The sequence below is a fragment of the Sinomonas sp. R1AF57 genome (assembly GCF_002224485.1).
Lineage (GTDB): Bacteria > Actinomycetota > Actinomycetes > Actinomycetales > Micrococcaceae > Sinomonas > Sinomonas flava.
Genome location: NZ_CP022463.1, coordinates 1,595,640 through 1,615,460, shown reverse-complemented (window position 1 = coordinate 1,615,460; position 19,821 = coordinate 1,595,640). Strand labels below are relative to the sequence as shown.

The following is a 19,821-nucleotide window of genomic DNA, read 5'->3' as shown; positions in this document are numbered from 1 at the left end:
CTGTCAGATGTTGAAGCCGAGGGCCCTCATCTGGTCGCGGCCGTCCTCGGTGATCCGCTCGGGACCCCACGGGGGCATCCACACCCAGTTGAGGCGCCACTCGTCCACCACGCCGTCGAGCGCCTGGCCGACCTGCTCTTCGAGGATGTCGGTGAGCGGGCACGCGGCCGTGGTGAGCGTCATGCTGATGAGCAGGGCGCCGTCCTCGCCGTACTCGAGGCCGTAGACGAGCCCCAGGTCCACGACGTTGACGCCGAGCTCGGGGTCGATGACATCCTTGAGGCGTTCTTCGACGTCCTCGAGCGAGGTCTGTGCGGGCTGGATCTCAGTCATTGCTGCCTTCCGGTTGATCAGGCCGTCACTGCCGAGCCGGCGCCGGCCACGTAGCGGTCGTAGCCCTCGTCCTCGAGGCGGTCGGCGAGCTCCGGACCGCCCTGCTCGGCGATGCGGCCGTCGACGAAGACGTGCACGAACTCCGGCTTGATGTAGCGGAGGATTCGAGTGTAGTGGGTGATGAGGAGGGTGCCCATGCTGCCCTCGGCCTGCGCGCGGTTGACGCCCTCCGAGACGACCTTGAGCGCGTCGACGTCGAGGCCCGAGTCGGTCTCGTCGAGGACCGCGAACTTCGGCTTGAACAGCTCGAGCTGGAGGATCTCCACGCGCTTCTTCTCGCCGCCGGAGAAGCCCTCGTTGACGTTGCGCTGGGCGAAGTCGGCGTCGATGCGGAGCTGGTCCATGGCCGCCTTGACGTCCTTGGTCCACGTGCGCAGCGCCGGGGCCTGGCCGTCGATCGCGGTCTTCGCAGTGCGGAGGAAGTTCGTCATGGTGACGCCGGGGATCTCGACCGGGTACTGCATGGCGAGGAACAGGCCGGCGCGGGCGCGCTCGTCGACGCTCATCGCGAGGACGTCCTCGCCGTCGAGCGTGATGGAGCCCGAGGTGACGGTGTAGCGCGGGTGCCCCGCGATCGTCGAGGCGAGCGTGGACTTGCCGGAGCCGTTGGGACCCATGATGGCGTGTGTCTCGCCCGTCTTCACGGTGAGGGTGACGCCCTTGAGGATCTCCTTGACGCCCTGCTCGGTCTCGATCGAGACGTGCAGGTCCTTGATCTCCAGAGTGGACATATGTGTGTTCTCCTTGTGCCCGGTCGGCCCGGGCTAGCCGAAAAGGTGAGGGTCAGTACTCGCTGGCTTCGAGCTCGCGCTCGACCGCCTCGGTGAGGTGCTCTTCGATGGACGGGACGCCGATCTTCTGGATGACCTCGTTCAGGAAGCCGCGCACGACCAGCCGCCGGGCCACATCCTCGGGGATGCCACGTGCCATCAGGTAGAAGAGGTGCTCGTCGTCGAAGCGGCCGGTCGCACTCGCGTGGCCTGCCCCTTCGATAAGTCCGGTCTCGATCTCGAGGTTCGGCACCGAGTCTGCGCGGCAGCCGTCGGTCAGGACGAGGTTCTGGTTCTTCTCGTAGCTGTCCGTGCCCTCGGCCTGCTTCTGGATCAGCACGTCGCCAACCCACACCGTGCGCGCGTCCTTGCCCTGGAGGGCACCCTTGTAGAGGACGTTGGAGACGCAGTTGGGCTGGGCGTGGTCCACGAAGGTGCGGTGCTCGAGGTGCTGCCCGGCGTCGGCGAAGTAGAGGCCGAAGAGCTCGGCCTCGCCGCCCGGAGCGGCGAAGCGCGCCGTCGGGGTCACGCGGACCACGGACCCGCCGAGGCTGACGCTGATGTGCTTCAGGTGGGCATCGCGGCCGACCTTGACCTGCTGGCTCGAGGCGTGGACCGAGACGTCGGTCCACTCCTGCAGGGTCACCACGGTGAGGTCTGCGCCCTCATCGAGGACGATCTCGACGTTCTCGGACACGACCGCCTCGCCGACGTGGTTGAGCACGACGACGGCGCGGGCACCCTTCTCGGCGACGATCACCAGGTGCAGGGCTGCTGCCGCGGCGCCGGCACCGGTCACGGTGACGAGGACGTGCTCGTCGAGCTCGGCCCCTGCGGGGACGGTCACGACGGTGGCGTCGGAGAAGTGGGCCCACGCGTTCGCGGAGACGCGGTCCTCCGGGATGCCGGCGGTGCCGATGCGGGCGTCGTCGCGGCCGACCGTCTCGACCCGGACCGCCTCGGGCCCCGTGACGTCGACTGCCGGGGCCGCGCCGTCGAGCGCCGCCGTGTGGAGGCCGCCGAGGCGCTTGAGCGGCGTGAAGCGCCACTCCTCCTCGGTGCCCTTGATGGCCGGGAAGTCCTCGAGCCGGTACGACGTCAGGCGGCCGGCGCGCGAGCTGTCCGGGATGCCGTAGCCGCCGCCGTGGGAGTGGCTCTTGGCGGCGGCGCCGCCCAGAGGCGAGGCGGTGGTCTGCGCCGGGGCGAGCGTCTCGCCCTCCTCGGTCAGCCCGGGGATGGACGGCGCGCCGATGCGGGCCTTCTCGTCGAGCTTCTCTTCGGTCGTCACTTCGGTAAGTTCAGCCATATCAGCCGACGGACCCTTCCATCTGCAGTTCGATCAAACGGTTCAGCTCGAGGGCGTACTCCATGGGGAGCTCGCGCGCGATCGGCTCGATGAAGCCGCGCACGATCATCGCCATGGCCTCGTCCTCCGGCAGGCCGCGGGACATGAGGTAGAAGAGCTGCTCCTCGGACACGCGGGACACGGTCGCCTCGTGGCCGAGCACGACGTCGTCCTCGCGGATGTCGATGTACGGGTACGTGTCGGAGCGCGAGACGGTGTCCACGAGCAGCGCGTCGCAGCGCACCGTGTTGGCCGAGTGCTTGGCGCCCTCGCGGACCTGGACGAGGCCGCGGTACGCCGCGCGCCCGCCGCCACGGGCCACGGACTTGGACACGATCGAGGACTTCGTGTTCGGCGCAATGTGCACCATCTTCGAGCCCGTGTCCTGGTGCTGGCCCTCGCCGGCGAAGGCGATCGAGAGGGTCTCGCCCTTGGCGTGCTCGCCCACGAGGTAGACGGCCGGGTACTTCATGGTGACCTTGGAGCCGATGTTGCCGTCGATCCACTCCATGGTGGCGCCCTCGTGGCAGATCGCGCGCTTGGTCACGAGGTTGTACACGTTGTTCGACCAGTTCTGGATCGTCGTGTAGCGGACGCGGGCGCCCTTCTTGACGATGATCTCGACGACCGCGGAGTGCAGCGAGTCGGACGTGTAGATCGGGGCCGTGCAGCCCTCGATGTAGTGGACGTAGGAGTCCTCGTCCGCGATGATCAGCGTCCGCTCGAACTGGCCCATGTTCTCCGTGTTGATGCGGAAGTAGGCCTGGAGCGGGATCTCGACGTGCACGCCCTTGGGCACGTACACGAAGGAGCCGCCGGACCACACGGCGGTGTTGAGCGAGGCGAACTTGTTGTCGCCCACCGGGATGACCGTGCCGAAGTACTCCTGGAAGAACTCGGGGTGCTCCTTGAGCGCGGTGTCGGTGTCGAGGAAGATCACGCCCTGGGCCTCGAGGTCCTCGCGGATCTGGTGGTACACCACCTCGGACTCGTACTGGGCGGCGACGCCGGCCACGAGCCGCGCGCGCTCGGCCTCCGGGATGCCGAGCTTCTCGTACGTGGTGCGGATGTCCTCGGGGAGGTCCTCCCACGACTGCGCCTGCTTCTCGGTGGAGCGCACGAAGTACTTGATGTTGTCGAAGTCGATGCCCGAGAGGTCGGCTCCCCACAGCGGCATCGGCTTCCGGTCGAAGTACTTCAGGCCCTTGAGGCGCAGGTCGAGCATCCACTCGGGCTCGTCCTTCTTGGCCGAGATATCGCGGACCACGTCCTCGTCGAGGCCGCGCCTGGCGTTGGCGCCGGCGTCGGTCTTGTCGGCCCAGCCGTACTCGTAGGTGCCGATCCCGTGGAGCTCCGGGTTCTTCTCCAGGATCTCGGTGATCACCGTGGTCTCGGCGCCGTCGGCGCCCACGGCCCGTGCGGTGGCGTTGTCAGCTAATTGATCCGTCATCACGGCCTCTCGTGCTGCTTGGTTGCGGTCTCCGGGTCGGCCGGCGTCAGCTTGGCCCTCCCGGTGGGTATGTGGGTGGTGCACACGTGCCCGCCTTGGGCGAGCGTTGACAGCCTGCGGACGTCCACGCCGAGGAGGCGGGAGAACGCCGCGGTCTCGCTGTCGCAGAACACGGGGAACTCGGCCGCCAGCTGCTGGACGGGACAGTGTCCCTGGCAGAGCTGGACGCTTGCGAGGTGCGCGGGCAGGGGCGCCTTCCCCTGGACCGACGCGGCCGAAGCCACGAAGCCGTCGGCAGTGAGCGCCTCGGCGAGGGCCCGTGACCGGGCTTCGACGTCGTCGCCCGCGGCGTCGACGAGCGGCTGGTAGCGCCGCTCCATCGCCGCGAACCGCTCGTGGGCGAAGTCCTCAACGGCGCTGCGCCCGCCGACCTCTGCCAGGCGTTCGAGGGCCTTGCGGGCAATGTCGAGGTAGTCGTCCCCGATGGTGGACTGGCCTCGGGAGGTAAGGACGTAGCGACGTGCCGGCCGGCCTGCGCCCGTCCCTGAGGTCGCGACGCGCTTGACTTCGACGACGCCGGCCTCCGTGAGCGCGTCGAGGTGGCGGCGCACGGCCGCGGGAGTCACGTTCAGCATGTCGCCGAGCTCGGCGGCGCTGACAGGGCCGTGCTCGAGCACGGCACTCAGGACGCGGTCTCGCGTGCGGTCCTCGGAATCGGCCGGACGCGGTGCTGGGCGCCCGGCGGCGTGCTGCGCAGGCTTCGGCGTCGTCACGGAATACACAACACAATCATTGCCTAATATTCCGCAGGTCTCCAGTAAGGAGAGGCTTATCACGCCGGTAGCGAACCGCGGAAGGGGACTTTGGTCCCGGAACCGCCCGCCCGGCCGATCCTACTACCCCGCGTAGAATGTACGGGTGCTCAGAACCGGTACCCCCTGCCTCGAGATCGAAGGCCTGGTCAAGGACGTCGGCCCACTCCCATCCCTCGACGGGCGGATGAAGAGGGTCCTGGCCGGCGTCGACCTCACAGCGAATGCGGGCGAGATCACCGTGATCCTCGGTGTCAACGGCGCGGGGAAGACCACGACCCTCGAATGCGCCCAGGGCCTCCAGCGCCGCACGGACGGAATGGTCAGGCTGCTCGGGGAGGACCCAGAAACGGCGAGCGCCGAACTGCGCGCGCGTGTCGGCATCATGCTCCAGGAGGGCGGTCTCCCACCCTCGGCCCGCCCCGTGGCGCTCCTGCGCCATGTCGCCGGGATGTACACCGACCCGCTCGACGTTGACCAGCTCGCCGGACGCCTCGGCATCGACGACTTCGCCTCGACCACCATCCGCCGTCTCTCCGGCGGCCAGAAGCAGCGCGTGGCCCTCGCCTGCGCGCTGGTCGGCCGTCCGGAGGTGGTCTTCCTCGACGAGCCCAGTGCGGGCCTCGACCCGCAGTCCCGGCAGCTGGTGGTCGACCTCATCGACGGGCTGCGCCGGGACGGGCTCGGCGTGGTCCTCACGACGCACCTCCTCGACGACGCCGAGCGACTGGCCGACGTCGTCCACATCCTGGACCGGGGCCGTGTCGTGGCGAGCGGCACCGTTGCGGAGCTCGCCGCCCACCGCGGCCCGGCCCAGCGCCGCCTGAGCCTCGCCTCGGATCCCGCGCTCCCGCTCGCCGACGCCTTCGGCAGCCGCCCCGGCCTGGAGGTCACCGAGCGCTCGCCCGGGCAGTACACGGTCGACGGCGAGCTCGCACCGGCGGATCTCCTCGCGCTCGCAGCGTGGCTGGAGAGGCGCGGGATCATGCCGCGCAGCCTCGAGCTGGGAGCGCAGAATCTCGAGGACGTGTTCCTCGCGATCGCCGCCGAGTCCGAGTCGGAGGCGGCGGCCGCCGGGCGCGCGGGTGAGGCCGCATGAAGGCCGCGACCCTCCCCCGCCGGATCTGGCAGCAGGGACGCTACGAGACCGTCGCGATGCTGCGCAATGGCGAGCAGCTCATCCTCATGATCGTCCTCCCGCTCATCGCCCTCATCGGCCTGAGCGTCACGCCCTTCCTCGACGGGCTCGGGCCGAGCCGGGTCGACGTCGCGGCGCCAGGCGTGCTCGCGCTGTGCACCATGAGCGTCGGCTTCACCGGGCAGGGCATCGCGACCGGGTTCGACCGCCGGTACGGAGTCCTCAGGTTCCTGTCCACGACCCCCCTCGGGCGCGGGGGCCTCATCGCGGGCAAGGTCCTCGCGGTGCTCGTGGTCCTCGCCGTCCAGACCGTCGTCATCGGCGGCACTGCCCTCGCTCTGGGTTGGAAGCCGGCGGCCGCCGGCATCGTCCTGGGCGTCCCGCTCCTCGCTCTCGGGGCGGCGGCCTTCACGGCCCTCGGCCTGCTCATCGCCGGCACCGCGCGTCCCGAGGCGACCCTCGCCGTGACAAACCTCGTCTGGATCCTCCTCGGCCTCTTCGGCGGGATCGTGCTCCCCGCCACCCGTCTCCCGGCCGCGCTCGCCCCCGTTGTCGGATTCCTGCCCTCGGGCGCCCTCGGAAACGCGCTGCGGAGCGCGTTCCTCGACGGCACCCTCGACCTCGGCGCCGCCGGGGTCCTCGCCCTGTGGGCCGTGCTCGTCGGCACGGCCGCCACCCGCTGGTTCCGATGGAGCTGATCTCATGACCACCACTGGCCCGACCGTCCTCAAGCGCTTCGCGGCGCGGCTTCCGCGCGAGGTGGACCGCCGCATCCGCGCCCTGTCGATTGCATCCCTCGTCGGGCAGATCGTCCTCATCGGCACCGGCGGCGCCGTGCGCCTGACCTCGTCCGGCCTGGGCTGCCCCACGTGGCCTCGATGCACGGCGGAATCGCTCACCACGACCGCCGAGATGGGCCTGCACGGGGTCATCGAGTTCGGCAACCGCCTGCTGACGTTCGCCCTCACAGCGGTGGCCCTCGCGATGCTCGTCATGCTCTGGAACCTGCGGAAGGAGCGCCGCGACCTGTTCTGGCTGGCCGTGGGCTTGCTCGCGAGCGTCCCCGCGCAGGCGATCATCGGCGGCATCACCGTGCTCACCCAGCTCAACCCGTGGGTCGTGGGGCTGCACTTCCTCGTCTCCATGGCGCTCGTCGTCCTGGCGATGCTGCTCGTGAACCGCGCGTTCGGGCGCACGGGACGCTTCATGGACCGCTCCTACCCCGCGCTTCCGAGCTCGGCATTCCCCGCGGCCGCGGCCACAGCGGTGGCAGCGGGCGCCGCCGTCGTGCTCGGTGTGGCGGTGACCGGTGCGGGCCCCCACGCGGGCGACGCCGATGCTCCCCGCAACGGGCTCGACTGGGACCTTTTCTCCCACATCCACGCGGTCCCCGCCTATCTCGTGGCCTTCGGCGCGCTGTTCGGGATCTGGGTGGCCGTCCGGTACCGAGCGCGAGGCGCGTACCGCAACGGCGTCGCCGCGCTGCTGGCGCTCACCGTGGCGCAGACGGTCCTCGGCATCACGCAGTACTACACCGGCATCCCGCCGCTGCTGGTGGGGACCCACATGGTCGTGGCCGCGCTGCTCGTCGCAGCGGCAGTGAACACCGCGGACATCGCAAAGCACAGCCCACGCGCCTAGGATCGGCAGCCCGCGTTCCGAGGATGCGCACAGACGCGAAGGGCCACACCGGAATCCGGTGTGGCCCTTGGTGCGTCTGGCGCGTTGGGCGTCAGCCGACGAGCGGTGCCCCCACGAACGGGTCCACCGCGAGGGCGAGGAACAGGACGGTGAGGTAGCTGATCGAGCCGTGGAAGACCTTCATGGCCTTCTTGTCCTCGATCTCCTCCCGCTGCGTGCGCGTGTAGAGGGCGTGCGAGACGTACAGGAACCAGATCCCGCTCGCGACCGCGGCCACCGTGTACACCCAGCCGGCGCGGCCGAGCGGGATCAGCAGCAGCGAGCAGATCACCATGGCCCAGGCGTAGAGGACCACCTGGACGGCCACGATCTTCGCTCCGGCGATGGCCCCGAGCATGGGGACATTCGCGTTGCGGTAGTCATCGCCGTAGCGCATGGACAGCGGCCAGTAGTGCGGCGGCGTCCAGAGGAAGATGACCATGAAGAGGATGATCGCCGGCCACTCGACCGTGTTCGTGACGGCGGCCCAGGCGATGAGCACGGGGAAGCAGCCCGCGGCACCGCCCCAGACGATGTTCTGCGCGGTGCGGCGCTTGAGCACGAGCGAGTAGATGACCACATAGAAGAAGATCGCAGCGGCCCCGAGCACCGAGGAGAGCGGATTCGCCCCGAACCACAGGATGGCGAGTGAGGCGATGCCGAGGATCCACGCGAACGCCAGTGCTTCCCGGGGCGTCACCTCGCCCGTGACGAGCGGCCGGTTCACGGTGCGGCGCATGAGCCGGTCGATGTCGCGGTCGATGTAGCAGTTGAAGGCGCCAGCGCTGCCCGCCGCGAACGCGCCGCCCACCATGGTTGCGAGGATGAGGCCGAACGACGGGAACCCCCGCTCGGCGTAGATCATCGTGGGCAGGGTGCTGACGAGGAGGAGCTCGATGACGCGAGGTTTCGTGAGGGCGACGTACGCCTTGACCTTGCGGCGCAGACCGAGCTTGGCTGATCCGGACTGGGCAACGGGTGCGTCTGCTGTACTCACGGGTGCGCGACTCTGTTCTACTCGGTATCACTCAGTTGAGGTGCGGGCCGTGACGCGGCCTCGAAGGCGCACGTGGCCGCCTCCATGATACCCGGCGGCCGTGCTGGCCCCGATTCCGCGCCGGCCCCGCATGTCCGGCGGATTTCCGCGGCATCACGCCGGCACGCAGGTCGCGTGATTCACACTGCGGAATATCGCGGCAAATTTCGGGAACACCCTCTCGTCGGACCCCAGCTCGTGGCTAGTATGTGAGCTGGACGTCCCTTACATGCCATGTGTCCTGCCGGCCCCCGCCAGGACGTGGACGTCCGCAGACAACGTTTCGATGGTGAACGGCTGGCAGTGCGTCGCAGGCCCACCATTTTTCGCGGGCTCGCCGGAGGCTGCTTGCCGTCAGCAATGGAGAGGGGCTCGGTCTTAGTGCCTGCTGTGGATGTACAAGAACTGGTCTGGACGGATCTGGACCGCAAGGCTGTGGACACAGTGCGTGTGCTGGCTGCGGACGCGGTGCAGAAGGTGGGCAACGGGCACCCGGGCACGGCGATGAGCCTCGCCCCCGCGGCGTACCTGCTGTTCCAGAAGCTCATGCGGCACGACCCCGCCGATCCCACGTGGATCGGCCGGGACCGGTTCATCCTCTCCCCCGGGCACTCCTCCCTCACGCTGTACATCCAGCTGTTCCTGGCCGGGTACGGCCTGGAGCTGGAAGACCTCGAGTCGCTTCGCACGTGGGGCTCGCTCACCCCGGGCCACCCGGAGTACGGGCACACCAAGGGCGTGGAGATCACCACCGGCCCGCTCGGGCAGGGCCTTGCCTCCTCGGTGGGCTTCGCGTACTCGCAGCGCCGCGAGCGGGGCCTCTACGACCCGCAGGCGCCGACCGGCGAGTCGCCGTTCGACCACACGGTGTGGGTCATCGCCTCCGACGGCGACCTGCAGGAGGGCGTGACCTCGGAGGCCTCCTCCCTCGCCGGGCACCAGGAGCTGGGCAACCTCGTGGTGATCTACGACGAGAACCACATCTCCATCGAGGACGACACCGACGTGGCCTTCACCGAGGACGTCCTGAAGCGCTACGAGGCCTACGGCTGGCACACCCAGCGCGTCGACTGGACCGCCTCGGGCGAGTACAAGGAAGACGTGCAGGGCCTGTGGGACGCGCTCGTGGCGGCCAAGGCCGAGACCGGGCGCCCCTCGATCATCTCGCTGCGGACCATCATCGGCTGGCCGTCTCCGACCAAGCAGAACACGGGCAAGATCCACGGCTCGGCCCTCGGGGCGGACGAGGTCGCTGCGCTCAAGGAGATCCTGGGCTTCGACCCGGAGAAGTCCTTCGAGGTCGACCCCGAGGTCCTGGCGCACACCCGCGGGGCCATCGAGCGCGGCGAGGCCGCCAAGGCCGCCTGGCAGGAGTCCTTCGACGCCTGGAAGGCGGCGAACCCCGAGGCCGCGAAGCTGCAGGAGCGGATCGAAGCCCGCCAGCTCCCCGCCGGCTGGGAGAAGTCCCTGCCGGTGTTCCCCGCAGGCAAGGAGGTCTCCACCCGCGCCGCCTCGGGCAAGGTCCTGAACGCGATCGGCCCGGTCCTGCCCGAGCTCTGGGGCGGGTCCGCCGACCTGGCCGAGTCGAACAACACCACGATCGAGGGATCCCCCTCGTTCATCCCCTCCTCCCGCTCCACCGGGGCGTGGAAGGGCAACGAGTACGGCCGGGTGCTGCACTTCGGCATCCGCGAGCACGCCGCCGCCGCCATCGTCAACGGCATCACGCTCGGCGGGAAGACCCGTGCCTTCTCCGGCACGTTCCTGATCTTCTCCGACTACCAGCGCCCCGCAATCCGCCTCTCGGCCCTGATGGGCATCCCGTCCACGTACGTGTGGACGCACGACTCGATCGGCCTCGGCGAGGACGGCCCGACCCACCAGCCCGTGGAGCAGCTCGCGTCGCTGCGCGCCATCCCGGGGCTCGACGTCGTGCGCCCCGCCGACGCGAACGAGGTCGCCCAGGCGTGGAAGGCCATCCTGGAGAACACGGACCACCCCGCCGGGATCGTCCTCACCCGCCAGAACCTGCCCGTCTGGGACCGCGCTGAGGGCGGCTTCGCCGATGCCGCAGGCACCGCCCGCGGCGGCTATGTGCTCGCCGAGGCCCAGCGCGACGGAAAGGACGTGGACCCCGAGGTGATCCTCATCGCCACGGGCTCCGAGGTCCAGCTCGCCGTCCAGGCCCGTGAGGCCCTCGCCGCCGATGGCATTGCCGCCCGCGTGGTGTCCATGCCGTGCGTGGAGTGGTTCAAGGCCCAGGACCCCACCTACCAGGACTCCGTGCTCCCCGCCGCCGTGAAGGCCCGCGTCTCGGTCGAGGCCGGCCTGGCGCTTGGCTGGCGTGAGTTCGTCGGCGACGCCGGCCGCACCGTCTCCCTCGAGCACTACGGCGCGTCCGCCGACTACAAGACCCTGTTCCGCGAGTTCGGCATCACCGCGGAGGCCGTGACCGCCGCCGCCAAGGACTCCCTCGCCGCCACCGCGGCCTGACCCCACCAGGAGGACACCATGACCACCCCGACTCAGGCCCTCTCCGACGCCGGCGTCTCGATCTGGCTCGACGACCTCTCCCGTGCCCGCCTCACCGACGGCTCCCTCAAGGCCCTCATCGAGGAGAAGAACGTGGTCGGTGTGACCACGAACCCGACCATCTTCCACCTGGCGATCACGAAGGGCCACGGCTACGACGCGACCCTCGCCTCCCTCGCGGCAGAGGGCGCCGACGTCGAGCGCGCCGTCTTCGAGCTCACGACCGCGGACGTCGCGGACGCATGCGACCTCTTCGCCCCCGTTGCCGAGGCCACGGGCGGAGTCGACGGCCGCGTCTCGATCGAGGTCGACCCGCGCCTGGCCTGGGACACCGCTGCGACCATCGCCGAGGCCAAGAAGCTCCACGCCAAGGTCGCCAAGTCCAACGTGCACATCAAGATCCCGGCCACGGTTGAAGGCCTGGAGGCGATCTCCGAGACCCTTGCGTCCGGGATCAGCGTCAACGTCACCCTGATCTTCTCCCTCGAGCGGTACCGCCAGGTCATCAATGCCTTCATGACCGGGCTCGAGAAGGCCAAGGCCAACGGACACGACCTGTCCCAGATCCACTCGGTCGCCTCGTTCTTCGTCTCCCGCGTGGACACCGAGATCGACAAGCGCCTCGAGAAGATCGGCACGGACGAGGCCAAGGCCCTCAAGGGCAAGGCCGGCCTGGCCAATGCCCGCCTCGCCTACCAGGTCTACGAGGAGGAGTTCTCCTCCGAGCGCTTCAAGCTCCTCGCCGATGCCGGCGCGCGGCCGCAGCGTCCGCTGTGGGCCTCCACAGGCGTCAAGGACCCGAGCCTTCCGGACACCCTCTACGTCACGGGCCTCGTCGCCCCGGGCGTCGTGAACACCATGCCGGAGAAGACGCTCGAGGCTACCTTCGACCACGGCGAGGTCACGGGCGACACCGTCACCGGAACCTACGCTGACGCGAACGCGCACCTCGATGCCCTGGCCGGCCTCGGCGTCGACTACAACGACGTCGTCGCCGTCCTGGAGTCCGAGGGACTGGACAAGTTCGTCGCGTCCTGGAACGAGCTCCTGGCCGACATCGAGGGCGCCCTCGCCTCCGCCAAGACCGCCGACGCGAAGGGGGCCTGAGTATGAGCGCCCTCACCTTCGACGCGACGGGCTCCGCCCGCGAGGCGGTCGAAGCGCACACCCCCGCCCTCGCGGCAGACAACGTCGCGAGCCGGATCTTCGCAAAGGACCACACCCTGTGGGGCCCGGACGCCGAGGAGGAGTCCGCGAAGCGACTCGGTTGGGTCGAGGCAGCGTCCGTCTCCCGCCCGCTCGTCGCGGACATCCTCGCCCTGCGCGACGAGTTCCGCGCCGAGGGCGTGGACCGGATCGTGCTCTGCGGCATGGGCGGCTCGTCGCTCGCCCCCGAGGTCATCGCCGCCACGGCGGGCGTGCCGCTCGTCGTCCTCGACTCGACCGACCCCGAGCAGGTCGCCGCGGCCCTCTCCGAACGCCTCGAGAACACCGCCATCGTCGTCTCGTCCAAGTCGGGTTCCACGGCGGAGACGGATTCACAGCGGCGGGCGTTCGAGGCGGCCTTCACGGGAGCCGGCATCGACGCGGCGCGCCGGATCGTCGTCGTCACGGACCCCGGCTCGCCGCTGGACTCGGCGAGCCGCGAGGCCGGCTACCGCGCCGTCTTCAACGCCGACCCCACGGTGGGAGGCCGGTATTCGGCGCTCACGGCGTTCGGCCTTGTGCCGTCGGGGCTCGCGGGCGTGGACATCGAAACGCTCCTCGATGAGGCCGAGGAGGCCGCCGAGCTCCTGCGCGACGACTCCGAGGACAACATCGGCCTCCAGCTCGGCGCCGTGCTCGGCGGCACCTCGCCCCTGCGGGACAAGATCGTGATCGTCGAAGACGGATCCGGGATCGCGGGCTTCGCCGACTGGGCGGAACAGCTCATCGCGGAATCGACGGGCAAGAACGGCCGCGGCGTCCTCCCTGTCGTCGCGACCGTGGACTCGCCCGAGGTCTCCGCCGGCGCGGACGATGTGCTGGTCGTGCGGCTCGTCTCGGCCGACGCCGAGCCCTCCTTGGGCGCGGACGAGGCCGCCGTGGGCGGAACCCTCGCGACGCAGATGTTCGTGTGGGAGTTCGCCACCGCGGTCGCCGGTCGGCTCCTCGGCATCAACCCGTTCGACCAGCCCGACGTCGAGGCCGCCAAGGTCGCTGCGCGCGGACTCCTGGATGCCCGCCCCGAGCCGACCCGGGCTGCCTTCACCGACGGCCCGATCGAGGTGCGCGGCGGCGACTGGCTCGGGGGTGCGTCGACGGCCGAGGAAGCTGTGAAGGCACTCCTGGCCCAGCTCGGCCCGGACGGCTACCTGAGCGTCCAGGCGTACCTCGACCGACTCGCGTTCCCTGAGCTCGAATCGGTCCGCGACCGGTTCGCCGCGGCGACCGGACGGCCAACGACGTTCGGGTGGGGCCCGCGCTTCCTGCACTCCACCGGGCAGTACCACAAGGGCGGTCCCGCCGTCGGCGTGTTCCTGCAGATCACGGCCGATGCCGCGCAGGACGTCTCCATCCCGGACCGGCCCTTCACGTTCGGCCAGCTGATTGCGGCGCAGGCAGCCGGCGACGCCCAAGTGCTCGCGGAGCATGGCCGTCCCGTGCTCCGCCTCCACCTGACCGATCGCCGTGCCGGTGTCGCAGCGCTGATCGAGCTCGTCTCGACGCTCGGCCGGTAGCCACAAGAAGAAAGCAGCTATGCCAGAGAACGACAAGGGCGGAGCCCGGCGGCCCGCCAATCCCCTGCGCGACCCGCGGGACCGTCGGCTGAACCGCATTGCCGGCCCGTCGTCGCTCGTCCTCTTCGGGGTGACGGGCGACCTCGCCCGCAAGAAGCTCATGCCCGCCGTGTACGATCTGGCCAATCGCGGCCTGCTCCCGCCGAGCTTTGCCCTCGTGGGCTTCGCCCGGCGGGAGTGGGAGCGCGAGGACTTCGCGGAGGAGGTCAAGGCGTCGGTCAAGGCCCACGCGAGGACTCCGTTCGACGAGACGGTGTGGGCGCAGCTGAGCCAGGGCATCCGCTTCGTCCAGGGAACGTTCGACGACGACGACGCGTTCGTCCGCCTCCGGGACACGATCAAGGAACTCGACGAGCAGCGCGGGACGCGGGGTAACCACGCGTTCTACCTGTCCATCCCGCCGAAGGCCTTCGAGCAGGTGTGCCGGCAGCTGTCCAAGCACGGTCTCGCCCAGCCGGAAGAGGGCAAGTGGCGCCGGGTGGTGATCGAGAAGCCTTTCGGGCACGATCTGGCCTCGGCGCGGGCGCTGAACGAGATCGTCGAGGACGTCTTCCCAGCCGACGCGGTGTTCCGCATCGACCACTACCTCGGCAAGGAGACCGTCCAGAACATCCTGGCGCTGCGCTTCGCAAACCAGCTGTTCGAGCCGATCTGGAACGCCAACTACGTGGACCACGTCCAGATCACCATGGCCGAGGACATCGGCACCGGCGGCCGCGCGGGCTACTACGACGGCGTCGGCGCGGCCCGCGACGTGATCCAGAACCACCTGCTGCAGCTCCTGGCGCTCACTGCCATGGAGGAGCCGATCTCATTCAACGCCGAGCACCTGCGGGCCGAGAAGGAGAAGGTCCTCGCAGCCGTGAAGCTGCCCGAGGACCTCTCGACACACTCCGCCCGGGGCCAGTTCTCCGGCGGGTGGCAGGGCGGGGAGCTCGTCAAGGGCTACCTCGAGGAGGAGGGCATCCCCGCGGACTCGACCACGGAGACGTACGCGGCGGTGCGCCTGGACATCAACACCCGCCGCTGGGCCGGGGTCCCCTTCTACCTGCGCGCCGGCAAGCGGCTCGGGCGGCGGGTGACCGAGATCGCCGTCGTGTTCAAGAAGGCACCGAACCTCCTCTTCCAGGACCAGGCCGAGGCCGAGTTCGGCCAGAACGCGGTGGTGATCCGCGTCCAGCCGGACGAAGGCGCGACGATCCGCTTCGGCTCCAAGGTCCCGGGCACCCAGATGGAGGTCCGCGACGTGAGCATGGACTTCGGCTACGGGCACTCCTTCACCGAGTCCTCGCCTGAGGCCTACGAGCGGCTCATCCTGGACGTGCTGCTCGGGGAGCCGCCGCTGTTCCCGCGGCACGAAGAGGTCGAGCTGTCCTGGAAGATCCTGGACCCGTTCGAGGAGTACTGGGCCAGCACGGGCGAGCAGCCCGAGCCCTACGCACCCGGCAGCTGGGGGCCCTCGTCCGCGGACGAGCTCCTGGCCCGTGACGGACGTTCCTGGAGGCGGCCATGATCATCGACCTGCCCAACACCACCACCTCCAAGATCTCCAAGGAGATCACCAACCTCAGGCACCGCGGCGGCGTCGTGGCCCTGGGCCGGGTCCTCACGCTCGTGGTCATCACCAAGCACGGGTTCGAGGAAGAGGCCATCGAGGCGGCCAACCAGGCGAGCCGGGAGCATCCCTGCCGGATCATCGTCCTCGTCGACTCGGGCCGCGACTCGGCGAACCGCATCGACGGGCAGATCCGGGTGGGCGGGGACGCGGGGGCCTCGGAGGTCATCGTCCTGCGCGGCTACGGCATGCTGGCCGAGGAGAGCGAGTCCCTCGTGGCGGCCCTGCTCCTGCCCGACGCCCCAATCGTCGCCTGGTGGCCTCACGGCGCGCCCGCGAACGCCGGGAAGACCTCGATCGGGCGGATCGCCCACCGCCGCATCACCGACTCCGGCAACGAGCCGGACCCGACGGCGGCGCTGTACCGCCTCCGCGAGACGTACACCGCGGGCGACACGGACCTGGCCTGGACCCGGCTCACCAACTGGCGCATCCAGCTGGCCGCGGCCTTGGACCAGGTCGACGACAGCCCGGTCACGGGTGTGACCGTCGAGGGCGCCTCGGACTCGCCGAGCACGGCGCTGCTCGCGGCCTGGCTCACGCTCGCGCTCGACGCGCCAGTGACCATCGTCGCCGACCCCGCCGGGACAGGGATCCGCCGGGTGCGCCTGCACCGCGGCACCGGGGACGTCCAGCTCTACCGACCGGGCCTCACCGTCGCCGAGCTGACCCAGCCCGGCCAGCCCCCGCAGCGCATTGCCCTCGCCCGGCGGAATCTGCAAGACTGCCTGTCCGAAGAACTGCGCAGGCTCGACCCGGACGAGGTCTTCGGCGAAGTCCTCTCCTCGGGGCTGCCGCGCACCAACCTGAGGAGTGTGCAGCCGAGTGAGCGCTGATCCCCGTGTGAGTGTCCATCCTGATTCGTCGGTGCTGTTGGCCGCCATCGCGGCGCGGCTCATCACGAAGCTCGTGGACACCCAGGACCGATTTGGGGAGGCAACAGTCGTCCTCACCGGCGGATCGACCGGCATCGGCACGCTCCAGGCGGTCCGGCAGTCTCCGGCCTGCGGCGCGGTCAACTGGTCCAAGGTCAACGTCTGGTGGGGCGACGAGCGCTTCGTGGAGGCGGACTCCGACGAGCGGAACAGCCGTCAGGCCGCCAAGGCACTGCTGGACGAGCTCCCGCTCGATCCCGAGCGGGTCCACGTGCCCGGCGCGGCGGGCGAGTTCGCGACCGCGGACGACGCCGCCGCGGACTACGCGCGCCGCCTCGCCGAAGCCGCCGCGCGGGAGCACGCGGCGGACTACTCGGATCGCCGCCCCGACGAGCCCGGTCCCCTCCCCCGCTTCGACGTCCTCCTCCTGGGGGTCGGCCCGGACGCCCACATCGCGTCCCTCTTCCCGGAGATGGCGGCCGTGCGCGAGACCGAGAAGCTCGTGGTGGGGGTCGAGAACTCCCCCAAGCCGCCGCCGTCGCGCATCTCCCTCACCCTGCCCGCGATCCGCTCCGCGGAGGAAGTGTGGATGGTCGTGGCGGGCGAGGACAAGGCCGGCGCCGTCGGGCTCGCCCTAGCGGGCGCCGGACCTGTCCAGGTGCCGGCAGCCGGCGCCCGGGGGCGCTCGCGCACCCTGTGGCTCATCGACGCCGCAGCGGCCGCGAAGGTCCCGGTGGAACTGGTCCGCAAGGAGCCCGCCTCGGCCTGATGCCGTGAGGAGCCGAGACGAAAACGGCAACGCGGAAGGGGCGGGAGCAGCAGTTGCTGCTCCCGCCCCTTCCGTGTCTCGCCGGTGTCAGCGATGCCGAGGCTCTGTCAGGAGTCGCCCACGCTCGTGATGCGCATGATGAGGCCGAGGGCGATGATGACGACCGCCCACGTGACCCCCAGGATGATCGTGAAGCGGTTGAGGTTTCGCTCCGCGACGCCTGACGACGAGAGCCCAGACGACATGCCGCCGCCGAACATGTCGGAGAGGCCGCCTCCGCGGCCCTTGTGCATGAGGATGAGCAGCGTGAGCAGGAGGCTCGTGATGCCGAGCAGGATCTGCAGGATGATCGTCAGGACTTCCACGTGGGAGCTCCGGCCTTTCTCGCGGCGGTCTCGTGCCTGCTCTGCGCAGGCTGCTTGGTCAAGGCAGGCGGCTAGGCCGCCGTGTGGCTCTCGAACCTGACAATGCTAGCAAACTCGGCGGCGTCGAGGCTTGCGCCGCCCACGAGCACACCGTCGACGTCCTTCTCGGCGAGGATGGCGGCCGCGTTGTTCGCCTTGACCGAGCCCCCGTACAGGAGCCGCGTGGCGTTGGCCGCGTCCGCGCCGAACAGCTCGGCGAGCTCGGAGCGGATGGCGGCGCACATCTCCTGCGCGTCGCCGGGGCCGGCAACCTCGCCCGTCCCGATGGCCCAGACCGGCTCGTACGCGACGACGAGGGCGGCGGCCTGTTCGGCGGTGAGTCCCTCGACATCGGCCCTCAGCTGTCCGAGCGTGTGCTCCACGTGCGTGCCTGCCTGCCGGACCTCCAGGCCCTCGCCCACGCACAGCACGGGGACGAGGCCATGACGGAACGAGGCCTTGACCTTCGCCGCCAGCACCTCGTCGGTCTCGCCGTGCACGGTCCGCCGCTCCGAGTGGCCCACGAGGACGTACCGGCAGCCGAGCTTGGCGAGGAAAGCGCCGCTGATGTCGCCCGTGTACGCCCCGGAGTCGAACTGTGAGAGGTCCTGCCCGCCGTAGGCGAGCGGAAGGTCGTCGCCCGCCACGAGGGTCTGCACGCCGCGCAGGTCCGTGAACGGCGGGAAGACGGCCACCTCGACGCGCGCGAAGTCGTGCTTGGCGTCGTCGAGCGTCCACGCGAGCTTCTGGGTCAGCGTGATGGCCTGGAGATGGTCCATGTTCATCTTCCAGTTCCCGGCGATCAGCGGGGTGCGTTCGAACGAGCCGTTGGCAGAGGTGGTCACAGTGTCTCCTTGGAGGGTCCTGCTGGGCGCCGGACAGGCCGACGCGGGGAAGAGAGCGCGCCGCGCCCCTCGGGGGCGCGGCGCGCGTGGGGTCAGGCGCCGAGGGCCGTGAGCCCGGGCAGCTCCTTGCCCTCGAGGTATTCGAGGCTCGCGCCTCCGCCGGTCGAGATGTGGCCGAACTGGCCGTCCTCGAAACCGAGCGTGCGGACCGCGGCAGCGGAGTCGCCGCCGCCGACGACGGTCAGGGCACCCGCTGCTGTCGCGTCGGCGAGGGCCTGGGCGACAGCCTTGGTGCCGGCCGCGAAGGCCGGGAACTCGAACACGCCCATGGGCCCGTTCCAGAACACCGTCTTGGCTGCAGTGATCTCCTTGGCGAACGCCGAAGCGGTGTCCGGCCCGATGTCGAGCCCGATTCCGGCCTCGCCGAAGCCCGTGGACTCGATGGTGTCGGCCGCGGCGACCTCGTGCTCCGCGTCCGCGGCGAACTTCGAGGCCACGACGACGTCGGTCGGCAGCACGAACTCGGTGCCCGCCGACGCAGCCCGGGAGAGGTACTCCTGCACCGTCGGGATCTGGTCCTGCTCGAGCAGGCTCGAGCCGACTTTGTGCCCCTTGGCCGCGAGGAAGGTGAAGAGCATGCCCCCGCCCACGAGGAGCTTGTCCGCCTTGCCGATGAGATTGTCGATCACGGCCAGCTTGTCCGACACCTTCGAGCCGCCCAGGACCACGACGTACGGGCGCTCGGCCCCGTCGGTGAGGCGCCGCAGCACCTCCACCTCGGTGCGGACGAGCTCGCCGAGGTACGCGGGGAGGATCTGGGCGATGTCGAACACCGACGCATGCTTGCGGTGCACCGCACCGAAGGCGTCGTCGACGTACGCCCCGCCCTCGCCGGTCAGCGCCGCGAGTTCGCGGGCGAACGCGGCGCGCTCGGCGTCGTCCTTGCTCGTCTCGCGGGCGTCGAAGCGGACGTTCTCGAGGACCAGCACCTGACCGTCCTCGAGGGCGGCAGCGAGCGCCTGCGCGCTCTCCCCCACGGTGTCCTCGGCGCGCTGCACCGTGATCCCGAGGGGTTCGGCGAGCTCGGCCAGGCGGTCAGCGGCCGGCTTGATCGAGTACTTGGGATCCGGCGCTCCCTTGGGGCGGCCGAGGTGGGCCATCACGAGGACCCGCGCGCCCGCCTGGGCGAGCTTCTGGATCACCGGCAGGGAGGCGCGGACGCGGCCGTCGTCAGTGACGGTGGACCCGTCGAGCGGCACGTTCAGGTCCGACCGGACCAGAACGCGCCGCCCGCGGACACCATCGGCGAGCAGCTCGTCGAGAGTGTGTGCAGTCATGGACTCAGGCTATCCGAGTTCCCCGAACGTTACGGACCGG

The 19,821-nt window shown here is 70.1% G+C and carries 18 protein-coding genes; 9 read left to right on the top strand and 9 right to left on the bottom strand.

Features of this window, described 5'->3' with window-relative positions; all coding sequences use genetic code 11:
* Positions 1–3: 3 nt before the first annotated feature.
* Genes CGQ25_RS07385 through CGQ25_RS07365 form a run of 5 tightly spaced genes read right to left on the bottom strand, consistent with a single transcriptional unit; the run spans position 4 to position 4,740 of the window.
* Positions 4–333, bottom strand: coding sequence for a metal-sulfur cluster assembly factor (locus CGQ25_RS07385; protein ID WP_208712485.1), 330 nt, complete (start codon positions 331–333; stop codon positions 4–6).
* 17 nt (positions 334–350) lie between these two features.
* Positions 351–1,124: a Fe-S cluster assembly ATPase SufC gene (sufC, locus tag CGQ25_RS07380; RefSeq protein WP_208712484.1), complete on the bottom strand. Its 774-nt coding sequence runs from the start codon at positions 1,122–1,124 to the stop codon at positions 351–353.
* 52 nt (positions 1,125–1,176) lie between these two features.
* Positions 1,177–2,469 (bottom strand): Fe-S cluster assembly protein SufD, encoded by a 1,293-nt coding sequence (gene sufD / locus CGQ25_RS07375; RefSeq protein WP_208712483.1) that lies wholly within the window; start codon positions 2,467–2,469, stop codon positions 1,177–1,179.
* Position 2,470: 1 nt separating this feature from the next.
* Positions 2,471–3,958 carry a Fe-S cluster assembly protein SufB gene (gene sufB / locus CGQ25_RS07370; RefSeq protein ID WP_255405648.1) on the bottom strand — a complete coding sequence of 496 codons (1,488 nt, stop codon included), beginning with the start codon at positions 3,956–3,958 and terminating at the stop codon, positions 2,471–2,473.
* Positions 3,958–4,740 (bottom strand): helix-turn-helix transcriptional regulator, encoded by a 783-nt coding sequence (locus CGQ25_RS07365; protein WP_369802305.1) that lies wholly within the window; start codon positions 4,738–4,740, stop codon positions 3,958–3,960. Before CGQ25_RS07365 ends, sufB begins: the two co-directional genes overlap by 1 nt.
* Positions 4,741–4,876: 136 nt before the next feature.
* Here CGQ25_RS07365 and CGQ25_RS07360 point away from each other — a divergent pair, with 136 nt between their 5' ends.
* The 3 genes from CGQ25_RS07360 to CGQ25_RS07350 are packed head-to-tail and all read left to right on the top strand — an operon-like array spanning position 4,877 to position 7,549.
* On the top strand, positions 4,877–5,869 hold the full coding sequence (locus CGQ25_RS07360) for an ABC transporter ATP-binding protein (RefSeq protein ID WP_255405647.1): 993 nt from the start codon (positions 4,877–4,879) through the stop codon (positions 5,867–5,869).
* A complete protein-coding gene (locus CGQ25_RS07355; protein ID WP_208712482.1) occupies positions 5,866–6,606 on the top strand; it encodes an ABC transporter permease in 741 nt (246 codons plus the stop codon). Before CGQ25_RS07360 ends, CGQ25_RS07355 begins: the two co-directional genes overlap by 4 nt.
* A gap of 4 nt (positions 6,607–6,610) precedes the next feature.
* On the top strand, positions 6,611–7,549 hold the full coding sequence (locus CGQ25_RS07350; protein ID WP_208712481.1) for a heme A synthase: 939 nt from the start codon (positions 6,611–6,613) through the stop codon (positions 7,547–7,549).
* A gap of 91 nt (positions 7,550–7,640) precedes the next feature.
* Here CGQ25_RS07350 and CGQ25_RS07345 read toward each other — a convergent pair whose 3' ends face one another.
* Positions 7,641–8,585 (bottom strand): heme o synthase, encoded by a 945-nt coding sequence (locus tag CGQ25_RS07345; RefSeq protein ID WP_208712480.1) that lies wholly within the window; start codon positions 8,583–8,585, stop codon positions 7,641–7,643.
* 399 nt (positions 8,586–8,984) lie between these two features.
* On the opposite strand from CGQ25_RS07345, the gene tkt reads away from it, so the two are divergent.
* The 6 genes from tkt to pgl are packed head-to-tail and all read left to right on the top strand — an operon-like array spanning position 8,985 to position 17,195.
* Complete coding sequence (gene tkt / locus CGQ25_RS07340) at positions 8,985–11,117, top strand: transketolase (RefSeq protein ID WP_208712963.1); 2,133 nt, start codon at positions 8,985–8,987, stop codon at positions 11,115–11,117.
* 18 nt (positions 11,118–11,135) lie between these two features.
* Positions 11,136–12,263 (top strand): transaldolase, encoded by a 1,128-nt coding sequence (gene tal / locus CGQ25_RS07335; RefSeq protein WP_208712479.1) that lies wholly within the window; start codon positions 11,136–11,138, stop codon positions 12,261–12,263.
* A gap of 2 nt (positions 12,264–12,265) precedes the next feature.
* Entirely contained in the window at positions 12,266–13,876 is a 1,611-nt protein-coding gene (locus CGQ25_RS07330) for a glucose-6-phosphate isomerase (RefSeq protein WP_208712478.1), read from the top strand.
* Between the two features lie 19 nt (positions 13,877–13,895).
* On the top strand, positions 13,896–15,449 hold the full coding sequence (gene zwf / locus CGQ25_RS07325; RefSeq protein WP_208712477.1) for a glucose-6-phosphate dehydrogenase: 1,554 nt from the start codon (positions 13,896–13,898) through the stop codon (positions 15,447–15,449).
* Positions 15,446–16,387 carry a glucose-6-phosphate dehydrogenase assembly protein OpcA gene (locus tag CGQ25_RS07320; protein WP_208712476.1) on the top strand — a complete coding sequence of 314 codons (942 nt, stop codon included), beginning with the start codon at positions 15,446–15,448 and terminating at the stop codon, positions 16,385–16,387. Before zwf ends, CGQ25_RS07320 begins: the two co-directional genes overlap by 4 nt.
* Positions 16,377–17,195, top strand: coding sequence for a 6-phosphogluconolactonase (gene pgl / locus CGQ25_RS07315; RefSeq protein ID WP_208712475.1), 819 nt, complete (start codon positions 16,377–16,379; stop codon positions 17,193–17,195). The genes CGQ25_RS07320 and pgl overlap by 11 nt, the downstream gene beginning before the upstream one ends.
* Positions 17,196–17,302: 107 nt before the next feature.
* Here the strand turns inward: pgl and secG are convergent, their stop codons facing one another.
* The 3 genes from secG to pgk form a co-directional block, all read right to left on the bottom strand.
* On the bottom strand, positions 17,303–17,560 hold the full coding sequence (gene secG / locus CGQ25_RS07310; protein ID WP_208712474.1) for a preprotein translocase subunit SecG: 258 nt from the start codon (positions 17,558–17,560) through the stop codon (positions 17,303–17,305).
* Positions 17,561–17,631: 71 nt separating this feature from the next.
* Positions 17,632–18,444, bottom strand: a complete 813-nt coding sequence (tpiA, locus tag CGQ25_RS07305) for a triose-phosphate isomerase (protein ID WP_208712473.1) — start codon at positions 18,442–18,444, stop codon at positions 17,632–17,634.
* A 92-nt stretch (positions 18,445–18,536) separates the two neighbouring features.
* Positions 18,537–19,781 (bottom strand): phosphoglycerate kinase, encoded by a 1,245-nt coding sequence (pgk, locus tag CGQ25_RS07300; RefSeq protein ID WP_208712472.1) that lies wholly within the window; start codon positions 19,779–19,781, stop codon positions 18,537–18,539.
* Positions 19,782–19,821: the final 40 nt, after the last annotated feature.

Bases quoted from the DNA above. Each gene is read 5' to 3' on its own strand.
- sufB (WP_255405648.1), bottom strand. From the start codon at position 3,958: ATGACGGATCAATTAGCTGACAACGCCACCGCACGGGCCGTGGGCGCC.
- sufC (WP_208712484.1), bottom strand. From the start codon at position 1,124: ATGTCCACTCTGGAGATCAAGGACCTGCACGTCTCGATCGAGACCGAG.
- zwf (WP_208712477.1), top strand. From the start codon at position 13,896: ATGCCAGAGAACGACAAGGGCGGAGCCCGGCGGCCCGCCAATCCCCTG.
- CGQ25_RS07350 (WP_208712481.1), top strand. From the start codon at position 6,611: ATGACCACCACTGGCCCGACCGTCCTCAAGCGCTTCGCGGCGCGGCTT.
- tkt (WP_208712963.1), top strand. From the start codon at position 8,985: ATGGAGAGGGGCTCGGTCTTAGTGCCTGCTGTGGATGTACAAGAACTG.
- CGQ25_RS07320 (WP_208712476.1), top strand. From the start codon at position 15,446: ATGATCATCGACCTGCCCAACACCACCACCTCCAAGATCTCCAAGGAG.
- tal (WP_208712479.1), top strand. From the start codon at position 11,136: ATGACCACCCCGACTCAGGCCCTCTCCGACGCCGGCGTCTCGATCTGG.
- CGQ25_RS07385 (WP_208712485.1), bottom strand. From the start codon at position 333: ATGACTGAGATCCAGCCCGCACAGACCTCGCTCGAGGACGTCGAAGAA.
- sufD (WP_208712483.1), bottom strand. From the start codon at position 2,469: ATGGCTGAACTTACCGAAGTGACGACCGAAGAGAAGCTCGACGAGAAG.
- pgk (WP_208712472.1), bottom strand. From the start codon at position 19,781: ATGACTGCACACACTCTCGACGAGCTGCTCGCCGATGGTGTCCGCGGG.
- CGQ25_RS07355 (WP_208712482.1), top strand. From the start codon at position 5,866: ATGAAGGCCGCGACCCTCCCCCGCCGGATCTGGCAGCAGGGACGCTAC.
- CGQ25_RS07330 (WP_208712478.1), top strand. From the start codon at position 12,266: ATGAGCGCCCTCACCTTCGACGCGACGGGCTCCGCCCGCGAGGCGGTC.